General features: G+C 44.4%; 20 protein-coding genes. 10 read left to right on the top strand and 10 right to left on the bottom strand.

Annotated features, from left to right (window positions below; all coding sequences use genetic code 11):
* Positions 1-49 precede the first annotated feature (49 nt).
* From KB892_RS27795 to KB892_RS27770, 6 genes are all read left to right on the top strand, one after another.
* On the top strand, positions 50-670 hold the full coding sequence (locus KB892_RS27795; RefSeq protein ID WP_016947058.1) for a hypothetical protein: 621 nt from the start codon (positions 50-52) through the stop codon (positions 668-670).
* A gap of 228 nt (positions 671-898) precedes the next feature.
* A complete protein-coding gene (locus tag KB892_RS27790) occupies positions 899-1,333 on the top strand; it encodes a hypothetical protein (RefSeq protein ID WP_004026454.1) in 435 nt (144 codons plus the stop codon).
* A gap of 294 nt (positions 1,334-1,627) precedes the next feature.
* Complete coding sequence (locus KB892_RS27785; RefSeq protein WP_004026456.1) at positions 1,628-1,936, top strand: hypothetical protein; 309 nt, start codon at positions 1,628-1,630, stop codon at positions 1,934-1,936.
* Between the two features lie 154 nt (positions 1,937-2,090).
* Entirely contained in the window at positions 2,091-2,753 is a 663-nt protein-coding gene (locus KB892_RS27780) for a hypothetical protein (RefSeq protein ID WP_016947056.1), read from the top strand.
* 60 nt (positions 2,754-2,813) lie between these two features.
* Positions 2,814-3,107 carry a hypothetical protein gene (locus KB892_RS27775; RefSeq protein WP_004196694.1) on the top strand — a complete coding sequence of 98 codons (294 nt, stop codon included), beginning with the start codon at positions 2,814-2,816 and terminating at the stop codon, positions 3,105-3,107.
* Between the two features lie 43 nt (positions 3,108-3,150).
* Positions 3,151-3,429 (top strand): hypothetical protein, encoded by a 279-nt coding sequence (locus KB892_RS27770; protein ID WP_124036897.1) that lies wholly within the window; start codon positions 3,151-3,153, stop codon positions 3,427-3,429.
* Positions 3,430-3,549: 120 nt separating this feature from the next.
* On the opposite strand, the gene KB892_RS27765 is transcribed toward KB892_RS27770, so the two are convergent.
* The gene (locus tag KB892_RS27765; protein ID WP_004181829.1) at positions 3,550-3,867 is read right to left on the bottom strand and encodes a DUF3846 domain-containing protein; all 318 of its coding nucleotides are present in this window, start codon (positions 3,865-3,867) and stop codon (positions 3,550-3,552) included.
* Between the two features lie 27 nt (positions 3,868-3,894).
* A complete protein-coding gene (locus tag KB892_RS27760) occupies positions 3,895-4,143 on the bottom strand; it encodes a hypothetical protein (RefSeq protein ID WP_004181828.1) in 249 nt (82 codons plus the stop codon).
* Positions 4,144-4,720: 577 nt separating this feature from the next.
* Here KB892_RS27760 and KB892_RS27755 point away from each other — a divergent pair.
* Positions 4,721-5,923 carry a type II restriction endonuclease gene (locus KB892_RS27755; RefSeq protein ID WP_004026461.1) on the top strand — a complete coding sequence of 401 codons (1,203 nt, stop codon included), beginning with the start codon at positions 4,721-4,723 and terminating at the stop codon, positions 5,921-5,923.
* Between the two features lie 89 nt (positions 5,924-6,012).
* On the opposite strand, the gene KB892_RS27750 is transcribed toward KB892_RS27755, so the two are convergent.
* The 5 genes from KB892_RS27750 to KB892_RS27730 form a co-directional block, all read right to left on the bottom strand.
* The gene (locus tag KB892_RS27750; RefSeq protein WP_004026463.1) at positions 6,013-7,428 is read right to left on the bottom strand and encodes a DNA cytosine methyltransferase; all 1,416 of its coding nucleotides are present in this window, start codon (positions 7,426-7,428) and stop codon (positions 6,013-6,015) included.
* A gap of 126 nt (positions 7,429-7,554) precedes the next feature.
* Entirely contained in the window at positions 7,555-8,298 is a 744-nt protein-coding gene (gene dnaC / locus KB892_RS27745) for a DNA replication protein DnaC (RefSeq protein WP_004026464.1), read from the bottom strand.
* Positions 8,295-8,729: a hypothetical protein gene (locus KB892_RS27740; protein ID WP_004026465.1), complete on the bottom strand. Its 435-nt coding sequence runs from the start codon at positions 8,727-8,729 to the stop codon at positions 8,295-8,297. Before KB892_RS27740 ends, dnaC begins: the two co-directional genes overlap by 4 nt.
* A 32-nt stretch (positions 8,730-8,761) precedes the next feature.
* A complete protein-coding gene (locus KB892_RS27735; RefSeq protein ID WP_004026466.1) occupies positions 8,762-9,022 on the bottom strand; it encodes a PWWP domain-containing protein in 261 nt (86 codons plus the stop codon).
* 253 nt (positions 9,023-9,275) lie between these two features.
* Positions 9,276-9,719 (bottom strand): hypothetical protein, encoded by a 444-nt coding sequence (locus tag KB892_RS27730; protein ID WP_101850617.1) that lies wholly within the window; start codon positions 9,717-9,719, stop codon positions 9,276-9,278.
* 230 nt (positions 9,720-9,949) lie between these two features.
* On the opposite strand from KB892_RS27730, the gene KB892_RS27725 reads away from it, so the two are divergent.
* Positions 9,950-10,309 carry a hypothetical protein gene (locus tag KB892_RS27725; RefSeq protein WP_004196726.1) on the top strand — a complete coding sequence of 120 codons (360 nt, stop codon included), beginning with the start codon at positions 9,950-9,952 and terminating at the stop codon, positions 10,307-10,309.
* A gap of 533 nt (positions 10,310-10,842) precedes the next feature.
* Here KB892_RS27725 and KB892_RS27720 read toward each other — a convergent pair.
* A complete protein-coding gene (locus KB892_RS27720) occupies positions 10,843-11,874 on the bottom strand; it encodes an IS630-like element ISEc33 family transposase (RefSeq protein WP_004176137.1) in 1,032 nt (343 codons plus the stop codon).
* A 309-nt stretch (positions 11,875-12,183) separates the two neighbouring features.
* Here KB892_RS27720 and KB892_RS27715 point away from each other — a divergent pair, with 309 nt between their 5' ends.
* Positions 12,184-12,498 carry a hypothetical protein gene (locus KB892_RS27715; protein WP_004181824.1) on the top strand — a complete coding sequence of 105 codons (315 nt, stop codon included), beginning with the start codon at positions 12,184-12,186 and terminating at the stop codon, positions 12,496-12,498.
* Here KB892_RS27715 and KB892_RS27710 read toward each other — a convergent pair.
* Together KB892_RS27710 and KB892_RS27705 are read right to left on the bottom strand one after the other, a co-directional pair.
* A complete protein-coding gene (locus tag KB892_RS27710; RefSeq protein ID WP_101850616.1) occupies positions 12,489-13,067 on the bottom strand; it encodes an HNH endonuclease in 579 nt (192 codons plus the stop codon). The genes KB892_RS27715 and KB892_RS27710 overlap by 10 nt on opposite strands.
* A gap of 99 nt (positions 13,068-13,166) precedes the next feature.
* Complete coding sequence (locus KB892_RS27705) at positions 13,167-13,631, bottom strand: hypothetical protein (RefSeq protein ID WP_048995638.1); 465 nt, start codon at positions 13,629-13,631, stop codon at positions 13,167-13,169.
* 1,096 nt (positions 13,632-14,727) lie between these two features.
* On the opposite strand from KB892_RS27705, the gene KB892_RS27700 reads away from it, so the two are divergent.
* On the top strand, positions 14,728-15,147 hold the full coding sequence (locus tag KB892_RS27700) for a hypothetical protein (protein ID WP_065813288.1): 420 nt from the start codon (positions 14,728-14,730) through the stop codon (positions 15,145-15,147).
* The last annotated feature ends 56 nt before the right edge of the window (positions 15,148-15,203 follow it).

Genomic DNA, 15,203 nt, shown 5'->3' with positions numbered 1-15,203 from the left:
TAACTTTCTTTGATGGCACCCAAACCAATATTATTAAAAGGAAAGCACAATGTCCGACCATGTGAAGTTTTATGATTACTATATTGTGGAAGGGCCAGAGGTTCAGGCTCTAATTGAGTCCTTCGAGCCGATTTCACAGAAGCGGTCAGAATTAATTAAAGAAGCCATGACACTCGTTGAAGCCGTAGGCTGGGTCGACTCCCAGAGTTTTGGTGATAAGGGGGATAAAATACAGTCATTCGTCTGGAAAGCAGATCACAAATTCCCGTGCGAAATCACGATCAAAAGACGAAGCTATATGGATAAGGTACCGGTGATTGTAGCCCGGGGGAAAGGAAATACATCGGATGGGCGGGAGTTCAACAAAAAACTCGATGTAATTATTAAAAATGTTAATAACAAACTCGGTCCTTTCCCATGCTGGTCTTCATACATAATTAATCATTTTGGCATCATGCACAGCGCCCACGGTGGACCAGTGGCCAATCGCCCTTTCGCTACAGCTATCCTGACAACTTACGGTGGTACAATCTCTGGAAGGCAGGATGCATTAGCTTTCGCCATACCTAACAGGAATGATGGGTATAATAAACCAGTTATCATCCCCCCAAACTTCAAGAAACTAACTTATGGACAGTTTTACGACATAACACACCCCCATCTTGTTTAGGTTGCAGATCTCAGATCTGAGGAGCAAAAATGAAGCGTTACACAGTAATACTGTGTGATAACTTTAGGTTTGCTGATTATCATGTTTTAGCTGAAGACAACTCAGTTGCTGTCACTAGAGAGATATCAGAACACTGCTGGGACGATTCAGAAGAGAGAAAAGAGGAACGGTGCTCAGATCGCTGACTGCAATCACAAGCAATTTTCGTTTATCACGGTTGGTGCAACTATGCAAAAAGATAAAACAGGCAGTATCGAACCAACAACCTTGGGTGCTGGGGGGCATTTCCGCATCAAAGATATGTTTCGGTTAAAGATGCCCTGTGCTAACTGCCCTTTCAGGAAAGAAGGGGCCATCCATCTGAGCCCTGGTCGTCTATCGTCCATTATCGATACCCTGGTAAAAGATGATCACACAACCTTTTACTGCCATAAAATTGTACATTCTATTGCTGGCGGGCAATTTGAAGATGGCTTGTACACCCCTTCAACGAAAGATGCTATGTGTGCAGGTGCAGCGGCGTATCTCATGAAAGCGGGCAGACCTACAATAGGTATGAGGATTGCGTACCTGACGGGAGCAGTGACCCCAAGTGAGTGGGACAAAGCTGCGGATATGGTAATTGATCCTCCCTTTGATAAAAACAGCAAAAAGCTTGGATAAGAAACCAAAATGAAAAAGGTCTGGAGGGATGTTGTACACATTGATATCACAACTGGAGAAAGAGGAGGCAGGATCTGGGTCTTACGACTTAGCTGCGGTCATACCGTATTTCGCCGTATTCCTCCGCTCAGACTGCATACATTGACGTGCTTTGAAAAACATGAGCCGCCACATAGATGTGATTGCAAAATATGTTCCTCCTACGGCATATAATTGTAAGTGTAATGACGTAACCACCGATAAGCCGCTAAAAACAGACGATGAGTGGTGTAACAGCAGATTGAGGAAGGCATTATGGGCAACTTTTATTGGGCAATTTGCCATCACTGTGATGGCCACGGTAGCATGGACAACCCTGCATTTTCAGATGGTTTTACCAACTCTGAACTTTACGATATTGAGCCAGAGGAACGGCAAAGGATCGTTAACGGTGCCTATGATGTCCTTTGCACTACCTGTAAAGGCAGCGGGAAAGTGAAAGTTCCAAATATCCGCGAGATGTCTTTCGGCGAAAAAAGAGCATTAGTGGAAAGACGGCGTGAGCAGCGTGAACTCGATGAGCTGAGCCAAATGGAGAAAATGGAACGGATGATGGGATGCTGAGCAGATTTGTGCCCCTCTATCTCCCAGGGGCATACCTCTACGTTTGCTAAAAAAAAATGTCATAAACCGTGTTTATGAGCATTTAAGTCAGAAAAGTAACTTAACTGGCCTGTACGATAGATAGACCACTTTATCTACGACTCAGGTTATTTTTATGAAATCCTCTATATTTTCAAACTTCTTTCGGTCATCCCTGCCAGTCATTCTTCTGACTGCATTCATGAGCCCTGTTAGCTTTGCCAGCAGTTTTGATGAACCAGCCAATGATAAATTTGAGTCTAGCGATTTACGGGGTTTGAACCACTTAACTGACCTGATTAATGAACGAAACACTACTTCTGAGAAAATATCTGAGCACAATGTGCTTAATAAAAGTCAGGAGGAACTGACCAATAAAATATCCGTGCAACTGAAGCACAAACTTGAACAAGAAAAAATCGATCAACTAATCTCATCATTGAACAAAAATAACTCATCCAGCGAAGAGTTGAATTCTAGCATTCAGCATCTGATCTCTATACTTGAAAGCCAAAAACAAAGCCATGATGCGGTCATCTCTAAAAATAGAACTGACGAGGGCAATATTTCAAAATCAACAAAAAACGACATGATTGAGTTAATGGTAAAAGATTTGGGTGCAGACGCTCAAAAGCAACAAGTCGCGATTGAGAACAACGATCTTCATAGAACTACGGCGTTATACGATTCTCAATCAATGGATTATCTCAGGAGCCAATGGCAAGCGTTATTCTTCACAATTTGTGTGGTTGCTCTGCTTGTTTTTATCGCATGCAAGAACACGACTCGCAAAAAGTAACTTTTTAACAACAAATCTGATGATATCAGCAGAATAGCATTAAAAAAAAGGGAAAAATATATGAGTATGCATAACAAAAAAAGTGATTCTTACTTTAGTCGAAACCAAAAATGGTTGAGCCCGCTTGTTATTCTAGCTTTTTGCCTGTTAAGCTCACAGGTCGGCAAGATTATAGGCGAAAGCAATGTATTTCCAGGTTACATTATAAAAACTGTTGCAACCATTGCGCTTTTCATCTGCGCATTTAATGCAAGGATGACACCAACCGTGTCTGCCAGAATCATTGTTGCTACGTTCTATTTTAGTGTATTTGGTGTGTTTGGCTTGCTAATTTTTAACTATTTTAATGGGTAGGCACGAATCCTATATTTCATTTAGATTATAGGGGGGAATTGTAATGATTCAAAATGAACCGACAGGTCGTATGATTAAAGTCACCAGAGCAACGGGTCGGAGTAGTGACTACCTGGGGCCTTGCGAGATTTGCTCAAAAAATATGCCAGAAGCATACGCAGCACGTTACGGAAGGGAAAGAAAGAGAGCTAATGGTGAAGTCTATATCGATAAATCCGGAGGTAGCACATATGGCCATAGAGAATGTTTATTGCAACTTGTTAATGTTAAACCTGATATATTAGCTCTAAATATTTCCTTAGGAATGTCAAAAAGAAAGTAACTTTCTGCTTGCACCTAGATTAAATCCCAACACCATGATTTTTATAAAAAAGCCTGTCAATGACAGGCTAATATAAAGACCAAAACTTCATAAAAAAACATTCAAAGCCATGTTGTTAAGCTATTGAAATTCGGTTTCTTCGAGCATCAACGCATTTCCGACTATATAGTCGTCAGGGCCGATAACACTTTTCACCAGAATAGTTGCATTTTTGTTTACTGGTAAGGATAGAAGCTTTCCTTCTTCATTAATAACCAACCAGCAATATCGAATGTTTTCATGAACGATTACAGGGTTGAGCTTCACAGCTTCAATGTAACCACCGACCAGTTGTTGCATATCTGCAAGCGAGAATGCACCGTCATTATCACGGCTACCTTCCAGGTCCAGAGGGGATAGCCTTGTAATGCGATCGTCTGCTGATATCAGTAATGCCATGAGTTCTTCCTTTCAGTTATGCTGCATTCATTTGTCATTGACTGCATGCATTTTTTCAATGAACGGAACCACCCAGGACTTTACATAGTGGAAATACTGCTCATCGTCGGTTTTTGAGTCAGAGCCTGGTGCTTTTTTTACCTTTACCATTGTATTGTAAACAACCATGTTGTTCACAGACTCCAGAATAATACGACACATTTTTATATTACCCGTCTCTCCTTCTACAGATGCCTGGTAATTCAATTCTGCGGTAATCTTGTCACGGATTATCATATGTTACCTTCTTGAGTGATACGGGATGAATCTATTTTTCCACATATAAATGTTTAGTCAATGAAATCCCGCATTTTGATTGTAATAAAAAATATTTAGTTCGCACTATGTTGACCTGTAAGAACGAAAACACTGTTCTTTCCTGTGTGTCTTCCATTTCTTAGAACAACGTGCATATCTATTCTTGCATTTAAAGTCGCTTCGTCAATCCCCTATATTTCTAGGCGGGTATCTTTTAATGCAGATGGGAATACTCATCTCATAAACAGTGAATAATTATAAAGATGAAATCACACCGTTCTATTTTTTAACTTTTGTTTTTATATTTAAATGTAAGTGCGAATATGAATATAATGTGAAGATAGTGATAAAATTTAATTCAGATGTCCTTGTGGTTTAATAAATTATTAAGTGATGGTGTATGCTTATTTTTAGCATAACCTCCTGAACATACGAATGAATTCATAGTTACACCTTTTATCCTCACAGCCACGCTCACTCTCTTTTGCCTTGATTCTACCCTCAGGATCCGTAACATCGTGCATAAACAGCGAATGTTTATGGTGTTGAGGTTTGAATGAGCCTTCTGGCGGAGTGGTTGCAAACAAAGTGTTCTGCGAATGTTTGGGTATACGTTAAGCGCTTATCCGCGAACGATACCGGTGCTACAAGATCCCACCAGTCTGGTCTTTACATGCCGGGAGCCGTCATTGATGAGCTGTTTCCTTCCCTCCGTGATACTCAGTTAAGAAATCCTGAAGCTCTTTTTTCTGTTCACGTGTCATCTCATCCTGATTGCCCTGACCTTGATGATGTAAGGGCCATTTACTACAACAATAAATTTTTCGGGGGCACCCGTGATGAAAAGCGTCTGACGGGCTTTGGTAGACAAAATCCTCTCCAGAATCCGGAGAATACCGGCGCTCTGGCACTTCTCGCCTTCGACCATGTGCCTGGAACATCATCCAGTTATTGTGATGTCTGGGTCTGCAAGGACCTGACCGAGGAAGATATTCTTGAACCAATTATTGGTGAAGTTATCCCGGGAGCAACGATATTTGGTCCGGGAGATAAAATAATTGGAGGGTTCGTTACAGAAACTTCTCCTGGCAGAACAAAGTATAAGCTTCCACCCGAATGGACTCACCACTTCCCTTCAGGAAGGGAGATTATTAGTTTTGCCGCATGTCATTACGATAGAACAACTGACGACCCGGACTCACAACTGACGCGGAGGAGGAAAATTGAGTTTGAAATTTTTCTTGCCGTTGAGGAACTGCACGTGCTGGGTCAGATAGCCGAAGGCTTTGCTACGGTGAATGATTTTATTACGCTTGCTAATTCAGTGAGTAACCGGAGGAAGTCTCGTGCCGGGAAAAGTCTTGAGCTCCATCTTGAATCTCTTTTCAAAGAACACGGTGCAACGAGCTTTGAAACCCAGGCTATCACGGAAGGTAAGAAAAAACCCGATTTCATCTTTCCTTCCGGTGCTGCCTATCACGATCCTGATTACCCAGCTGAACGGTTACGCATGTTGGGGGTTAAAACCACCTGTAAGGACCGCTGGCGGCAGGTACTGAATGAGGCTGACAGAATTGATACAGTACACCTGTTCACCGTACAGCAGGGCGTCTCTGTGGCCCAGTTCAGGGAAATGCAGTCTGAGGGGATACGGCTCGTTGTACCGGTAGGGTTGCATAAGGCCTTTCCTGAGGAAATCAGGGGTGAGTTAATGTCACTATCTGCGTTTATTGATGAAATCAAAAAACTCTATTGGTGACATCCCCTCACATCTGGCGAGAGTCGTATGCGCATGGGATGATACCAGCATAGATATTTGAAGAGCCCCTTGGGGCTCTTTTAGTGCATTTATTTCCGGGCCTTTACAGCCTCGATGATCCGTGACTCCAGCAATTTCGCTACTGCATCAAAGACCGGCACGATGACGGAATTTCCGAACTGGCGGTAAGCTTGAGTATCGGATACGGGGATTCGAAAAGTTACTTTCCCTGGCTGCTCAAATCCCATTAGCCGGGCACACTCACGCGGTGTTAGACGCCGAGGACGTCTGGCCATGTTATCAGGGTCATTAAAGTTTTTTTCACCGAGTTCGCTATCCCAACCACGATCAACAAGCGATTCACTGCCATCTTTGTGATACCTTGCTGATATTGTTCTGGAAATCGCTTTATCATCGTCTGGTTTAACCAGGCCAAAGCCAAAGCCATTACCTTTCTCTTGGTGTTTTTTGGCGTATTTATAGAGATAATCCCACAGCTTTGGCGTTAGTGTGTATTTATCATCAACATCACTGTCAAGGAGTTCTCTGAACAGCACTTTTCTTTCAGGAAACAGCGAAGAAATGTCAGCAAGGCTAAATCCCTGACTTAAATTCAGGTCACGTCTGAAGCCCACCAGAACAATACGCTCCCGGTGCTGAGGGATGAAATGCTTACCATCTATAACTTTTGGATCATCCGCACCTGTAGCTTCAGCATCAGCAACGTCGTAACCGAGCTCATTCAGGGTATCCATAATGACACGGAAAGTTTTCCCTTTATCATGGCTTTTGAGGTTCTTGACGTTCTCGAGTACAAAGATGGCCGGTTTTTTTGCCATGATGATACGAGCCACATCAAAGAATAGGGTCCCCTGGGTGTCACATTCAAAACCGTGTTTACGGCCAAGTGAGTTTTTTTTGCTCACACCTGCAAGGCTAAAGGGCTGACACGGGAAACCAGCCAGCAGAACATCATGATCGGGTATCGATTTATCGATATGGGCGTAGGCATCTTCTTCGCTGACATCTTCCTTATGACTGAGTGTCACATCGCGGATGTCCGAATTGAAGATATGCGCTTCGGGATCGCAGTACCAGTTTGCTTTATAAGTTTTGACTGAATAGCTGTTCCATTCACTTGTGAAAACACACTGGCCGCCAATGGCTTCAAACCCATGACGGATACCGCCGATACCGGCGAAGAGATCGATGAAGCGAAAAGCATAATTGGGATGGTTTGCTGGCGGCTGCGGGAGCAGTCTTTCAAGAAGCGATGCCTCAGTTACGGTAAGTGAACGTGGCCCACATTTCCCGTTAATCCAGCGGTTCAGGGTCTCCCTGGTCCAGTCTGAATTTCCCAGCTTACGCAAAAGTTCGGCAACAAACTTCTGATCATAGATTTCAAGGACTTTCCCTATCAGGGACAGGTCCCTTTGCTGTTGTCTGGCCTCTTCATTACGTGCCTCTTCCACCAGCTCTTCCGCAAGGGAATCAAATTCAGACATTATTGCCTCCACAGGTTATATGCGTGATATTCTATCACTCATTTAACCCAGCGCAAATAATATCTGTGATTTTAACCAGTATAACGTGCTCTGCCAGGCAGTACTCTCATTGTTTTTCCAGTCGATTCAGTATTCTTTTCCAGAAACACGATGTCGGTAGCTTTCCCAGTTAAACACTACCCATAGGCTGTTTCCGAGACGCATGCGGTCCATCACGCGCTCACCTACAAGTTTGTTCATCTCTTCCATATTGCTGTTAGTGAGCATCCCCGTAGGGCGTTTTGATGATGACCTGCGATCAACAATCTGGTTGATGATAACTTTTTCATAGCGTGATTCTGTTTGCACTCCAATTTCATCAATGACCAGAAGGTCAACTTTACTGAGATCGTTCAGTAGTTGTTCTTCACTGGTATTCCTGTTGCCGAAGGTATCTTTCATGGACGACATGATGTCTGCAACCGTTATGATTAAAACTGACTTTCCCCGCAACAAGAGGTCATTACAGATTGCTGCTGCCAAATGGTTTTTGCCAGTGCCTGGTTTTCCAGAGAAAATAAAACTGGCGATGTTCCCCTCAAATTCTTCTACATATTGGCGGGCGAGCATGAGTGCTTTCATTTGTCCCTCACATTCAACTAAGTAGTTATCAAATGAACAATTCTGATGCAGAGGACGTATCCCTGACCGGTTAAAAGTCCTTTGCATTTTCATAGCTCTATTCTCGCGCTCAAGGGCCTCCGAGCGAAGCTGTCCCTGTTCCCGCTGCCATTGCAACAACTCCTCAGGTGAATTGAATGCAGGCTCAACGGTCTTGGGCATCATTTTTCTGAGGCGTTTCATGATGTCGCCATTTTTGACAGGGCTCATAGCCGGGTATCCTCTGAAGAGTAGCTTTGAAAAAGCTTCTGAAAACTATCAGCAACATGCTCATCTACTACAGCCTGGTGCCCTTCCACGTACTCCGGGGCATCCTTAAGACCTTTGTATATGATACTGTCCATACCGAACTGATCGGCAGTTATATCTACAATAAAGTGCATGCCATGAACGTTAGCGACAACCCAGTAATGCCCTTTCATGCCTTCAGGGGTGACAATTCCGCCATCACCAACACCATCACCACCGGCGATACGCGTCCTGACCCCAGAAAATTTCTCCAGTAGCATGGAAACCAGAATCGAACCATACATGCAGGTTCCTGTGGTATCAGATGTCTTAAGAGTACTGGAGATTAAATTTTCAAAAATACGCCGGGACATTTCCACCACCTCATACGGAGGAGAAAATTGTTGCGTCATTATGCCTCCTGTTAATGGTCAGCTGCAGGTACCTACATTTTATCTTTCTTACTGGCTTGAATCTGTTTAACTATCAGCTCCATTTTGGAGCTTCTGTCCTCCAGGAGTTCACGCAGGTCATCCCATATACCGACAGGTATTGGTCTGTCACCAGAAAGCCACTGCCGGATGCGTCTGCCGTCCGACAGTCCAAGGGCTCTGGCGAGTTCTGTTTGCCAGCGCTCACCAAACAGCAACTGACCTGCACTGATGAGCAATCCGCGTCTGTTTTCGTTCTCATTGGTTGATTTCATATCTGGCTTCATCTCTGCGGGAGAGCTCCCATCCGGCGAATTGCCGAAATACTTTCCTCCACGCCAATAAGATTCTCAGCTGGTGGTTTCTCGCCTGCAAGCTGGCAGGCGGTGCAGGCTGCATGATATGAGTTAGTTCGCTCCCGGAAAAGAGCCTGGAGAGCGACTACAACCAGAGTACGGTCGTCACCTGTTAAATCTTCAAGTTTCATACAAGCCTCAAAAGTTATGGGTCAGTAGGGGCTGAGAATGGTTAAGTCTGATTAATACCGTACGCTGAAAAGTCCTGAGCGTTTCCTGTCACAGCAGATAGAAGACGGAGGATGTTCTCTTCTCCGATGACAGCGAGCGCGGTCGGCATCAATCCGAACTCATCGTTTGTCAGACCAATTGCCATTTTATGCTCGCTGTGTCGACTAGCCGACTCGATACGGTCTATGAAGACGTCAATGCAGCCATCGATACCGCGTGCTGCGGCAGCTTTGGTCATATCACAGGCATGGTCCCCGTTCAGTACGAAAAACACACGGCCATCCAGAACCAGAGCAGTTGTATCGCAGCCATACCCGGCAGATGAACTGTTATAGCTGATATGAAAGCGCTCAAATCCGCGAGTCATATTGGGCGCTGGGGTATTGATCACAGGAACAACATCTGAGGAAAAACCCAGCTTAGCTAATTGAGGGATAGTTGACATGAACGCCTCCTTAGGCAGTTAATGGGCGGCTCCGTAGCCTTCCCTTTCAAACAAATTGTACCTTATTTTAGGTACGCAGCAACCCCTTTTATAAAACGACTGTGTTTTCGAAAGGTAAAAGTCGATACTCCCCCACCACCGGTCTAGATCCGACCGTATCTTTCCCTGGTTCCAAGATTTTAAGAATGTCCGTATGATAGGTGGGATTAGAATGCACAGGACCAGTTTGAATGTTTAATAGCCTTTCTGATTATCTACAGCAACAACGAGATCGCGAGGAGGCTCTGAAACGAAAACTAAGCCAGTTGAAGCCAACTGTTAGGAATGGCGAGGCAGGAGAGATAATCGCAGCGCTGATTGACCTCGGCTCAGTGGGGGGCGATTTTAAAAAAACAACGTACGATTATATCTATGAGTATTTTGCATCCGCCCGCTGTATTGATGTGTTGGTGGTAATGTTATTCCTCAATATGAAGCATCCACTCTCCGATGGAGCAATAAAAAAAGCCTATGCAAGACAGTCCGACAGTGAAGATTCGAGGTCTGCTTACATAAGCTTGATAGTTGACACTATTGATAAACGCCGGTAATCCCACAGCCCGCCGCTAACTGGCGTCTCCTTTTTTCCTACGAACGGCCATACTGACCTCCTCACGCAAAACAGAAATGGCCATAAGCTCAGCCTTTAGTCTGGAGGCAGCGAGATCAAGCTCTTTCCCATACCAGGCCAGGGCCTCAAGATCAATGAGTTTTGTGTCGATGGTCGGAGGTAATTCAAGTAGTTCGGGTGGGGTGCTGCTTTAACAAGAACAAATTAATTTCATCAATAGTATTGAACTCCCCAATGATGCTTTCTTCGTAATCTGGTCGCTGGGACTGAACCACTAGCCTGAAGGGCGGTTCGTTAGAGTACATGAAGATAGGTTTCAGACGGGTATTGACCCATTTTGCCTGGGCGTCGTGAGCCAGGACACAAGCCTCTTCGTAAGTTCTTACCTTTCCAAGCACCGATGAGCGGTCCCTCGCTCCACCGTTAAGACATCTGTCAGTAAATGAGCCGTCTGGTTTAGTGATCCCATAAGGATGATCCCACCATTCATCTAAATAGCTGCGCCTAATACCGCTACACTTTTGCCTGACCATGTTTTCCTCCGGGGAATGGGCTGGCGGTTTCCATAAAATGGCGGACCTTTTTCAGTAACTGCCACATTGAGCGGCACTGATGATTACGGGTTATCGTGTCATGAAGTGCCTGCCATAGCCGTTCCACATGATTCACCCACGGCGAGTAAACCGGCTGGTAAATTACCCTGAACTTGGGATTTGCTTTCAACCAGCGCTGTGTTTCGCGGCTTTTATGGATAATGTAGTTATCAACGATCAGCGTGATTGTTTTCGCCCGCCGGTAAGTGGCTTTCAGGTGCTTCAGCAGAGCGATAAACAGCGCTGAACTTTTGCTGTTGCCGCCCACGTAGCTAACTTTACCCGTGCCACTGTGCAGTGCGCCGGCCAGATAGTATTTTTCGTTCTGCCCCGGAGTCACTACCCGTTTCTGCTGTCCGCGCAACTGCCAGTCCGCACCGATTTTAGGATTAAGGTGGATATCCACTTCATCTTCATAAAATACCGGATGCTCTGCGCTGCATTCATCCAGCGCTTTGTGGATTACCGCCATCTTTTCATCTTTATGTGGGTCACGGATACGCAGAGTTGGCGCGGCCCTGCGCCATACAAGCCCCGCAGATGGCAACCAGCGGCGAACGGTTGCTGCATGTAACTGGCAACCGGTTATCTCGTTGATTTTTATTGCCAGTAATTCGGTGCTCCAGCGTGAACGTTGATAACCAAAATCGCCGGGAGAATGCTTTATCAGCTCACGTAACAGGGTGCAGATATGTTCAAAAGGCCAGCGTCGGGAGCGCCCTGCGGGTAAGGATTTCAGGCCTTCAATACCTGAGTGCGTAAACCAGTTAATCCAGCGACCAACGGATGAACGGGCACAACAGAGAGTTCTGGCAACATCGCTGACCCGTTCACCCCGATGAAGCATCAGCATGGCCGTGAGTCTGCGGGCATGATTTTTATCGCGCGTTTTATGAATAGCTTTCTGCATCAGGCGTCGTTCGCCACGGGGTATTGGTGCTATGATCGGCATCGCTCAGTCCGGTTGGTGGTTTTGGTTGGTTTGGCGATTGATCAGATCGCACAATCCGGGCTGAGTTCCCTTTCAGTGATCTACTATTCCGCGCAGCTATTTAGCTGTTCTTTGCTTCGTTCACTATTAGGGGTGTCATCAAAATTGGCCGGAAGTTTTGGGTCAAGGGGGAGCTGAGATGGTATGCGTTTATCCGTTTTTACCATGTTGAGGCATTAAGCCAGATAGACGCGATACAATTACTGGTAGATGCATCAGACCAGGTAATGTCTATAATTGAAAAACCATGTATAACAGGGAATGGGAACAATGCAAAAAAAAATGCTTACAGTGTTGATCTGTGCCACAGTCTTTCTTTCTGGCTGTAAGGAAGAAGGTATAACCCCAACTGGCAAAGCATGTATGGGCACCGATAATGACTCATTGATTGAAGGCCTGAAGGGGAAGTGCCAGAAAGGCGATACTATAGCGACAAAGAACCCTGCATATTTTTGTGATTTCAAAAGTCAGATTGCTTTTAATAATTACAATAGTGCTATATGTATCTATACCGGAATGCAAGCTGAGGAACGGATTAAAGAAGCCGACATCAGTCCAAGAAAAGACAGCAAACCTCAATCCTGATAAGCCTCCCGGTGTGCCAAAAAATAAGAAAGCTGGGGTTCAAGTTCTTTTGAGGCATCGTACGCCTCAAACCAGAAAACCACAGGTTTCTCAATAACCGTTACCAGCCCAAATCGTTGGGCTGTGCGGAAATTGACTGAGTATGCTTGAGCACGCTCAGGCTGGTGGGCAATCTGTTCCCTGAACCCTTCGATCGAATATGTCGCTTTGAAAAGGTTGCATGCTGAACACGCAGGGAAAAGATTATCTAAATCATGGCGATCAGGATGAAATACTCGTCCATTGCTTCGTGCGACGTGACTCACCCTACTCCCCTGGGGCGCGCGAACTATATCGAAATCTCTACGAACTGGCTCTACATGATCGGCATGCCAGCCCTTTTCTTTCAGTTCACAGCCGCAGTAGGCACACCTGCACGCAAATTTTAATCTGAGCTCTTCTCTTTGCGCTTTGGTGATTTTCGTTTTGGGTTTTTCTGTCCTGGTCTGCATCTCGGTTTTTACGGTATTGTTGTTGTGAGAGGGCAACTCTATGAGCTCCCCCCCCCTTTTGAATATCTTTTCAGACATAGATCCCCCAGAAAGTAACTTTCTGCAATTTGATAATTGAAAATTAATGAATGGACATCAATCCTTTTTACTTTCAAAACTTTTAAGGTTAACAACTACCTATTTTTTGATTTTGACGCTATTTTCTTTCCTAAGCAGTCTATTCAGTTGGCATTCTTGGCTAACAGCCCAATATTTAATGTCGAGAATTGGTACTATTATCTTGCCATGGTCAATAAAGTCTTCAGTGTGCACATTTTTGAGTACATCAATGAATGATGTATCTGATCGGTACTTCAAAATTTGACGGTCAAGTAAATCAATCCAGCTTTTAGGAAGATCCAAATAGAACCATACAGAAAGTACTGTAATAATCCCAAATCCGTATATCAGCAATGCTGTCAAAGGTGAACATTGCGGGGATAGCTTAAGATATGCCAGCAATGGTATCCCAGATAACCAAAGTAGGGCTAGTACAATAGGTTCTAGATATTTCTTTTCGATGTAATTGCACGTCCAAAATATTTTGGACGCCTTCTTTCTTTTTGCCTTTATTTCTTTTTTAACTTTATTGTTAATCAACATGTTTAATCCTGTCTAATGGGTATCGCTGGTCAATTCCCGATACTCGTTATTAACCCGGTAACGTACAACAGTCTGACCCCTTAACGGGGACACCTGTACCTGTTGCCACTTCACAAGAAAAGGTCAGCGGTATGGCTTTGTGGGTAGAACAATTCATGCAGGCTCTTTTAACCAAAGAGGTCGGAAGGATGTTAGGTACGCGCTCTCCATACGTTGAAATACACATATCCCATCCCGATGAGCAAAGGCGCATAAACCATCTGATACTCAATGAAACTTGCCCTGCTATACCTAGCATCGATATAGAGTTGGATGAGTGAAAGAATGGTAAAAACAAGGTGGTGTGAGATGATGGACAAAACCAGAAATCGTAAATTTTTATATTGAGGCCGCAGGGTAAATAAGCGAACCGCCATAGCCATAGTCACGAGGAACAGGAAAATGGGCTGAGAATGAGGGAACAGAACAATCTGACCACAAGCAATGATTGTGAAATAGACGACCGCCAAAACATTAAATTTTTTCGTCAGATGAGTTGCATGCATATACATCCCGCTTGAATAATCTGGAAGTTAAACTCAATTTTCAGAAGCTACCGCCACTCCCTTTTACCAGACAGGGCACTGGTTTAGTTCTGGCCTACTAAAACAGATAATAATCTAACATAGAAAATTTTGGTTTTTCCCGACTTAAAGGTACTTTAAGGCCGTGGAGTGTGTTTTTTTACGTTCGTCGTTAAGTTCCTTTTCTGAATGCTTCCTAATACATCACGTCGTCGGATATCTGATCAAGCATTCTGCTGTTAATATAGCTGTCATCAGTGATGTGAATGAGCCTCCCTCTCCTTCTATGTCGTTTTCTTCTTGCTGCACATTCTGTTTTCACATTTCCCGCGCTGCATACTGGCGTCATTTGAACATCTCGGGATGGAATAGTTAATAGACGATATCAAAATAAGCGATCCTGAAAGACCCTTTTTGTCCCGCATTTCTTTCCTCTCTGGATTTTTTTTGTCCTGTTATTCAGGAATTTCTGAAACAAATTTTGATATAACTGGATTATTGGCGTTAGGTCTGTTCATACGGAAAACGGAACTATGATGAGCTCGAAACACGTGGTCATTAGCACGAAGCATCCGGTTGCCGGATACCTGTACCTGGAAATGATCCCCGATAGCGAGGTCGGGTTTTCAGATATCTATCAGATAACAGACAGTCTTTTTCGTGCAGACGTTCTGCCCTGTGACTGGCGAGAGCATAAGCGGCAGTGGGGTAAGGACTTTCTGGGCCATGGCTCATGGGATGTGTACTACATCAAACAGCATGTGAACCGAATTAACTGGTTTGACAATGACAGCATTAAGAAAATTAAGTTCAGATACAGCCTGTCCCTTAAAGAGCTGATTGACTGGGTATCCGACCCCGACCATTGGATAGATATTGCCGTAGAGGTAGATGATACCAGTGGTTCCAGACCAATGGCCGTAGCCATGTTTAATCAGAACCAGCACGTTTAGTCAGTATTTGCGCCGTAAAAAGTCACTTTTACCGGGTGGCGGGAGTGTACATAGGT

It is taken from the genome of Klebsiella sp. P1927 (genome assembly GCF_018204675.1).
GTDB lineage: Bacteria > Pseudomonadota > Gammaproteobacteria > Enterobacterales > Enterobacteriaceae > Klebsiella > Klebsiella pneumoniae.
This window is presented reverse-complemented; position numbering and strand designations above follow the sequence as displayed.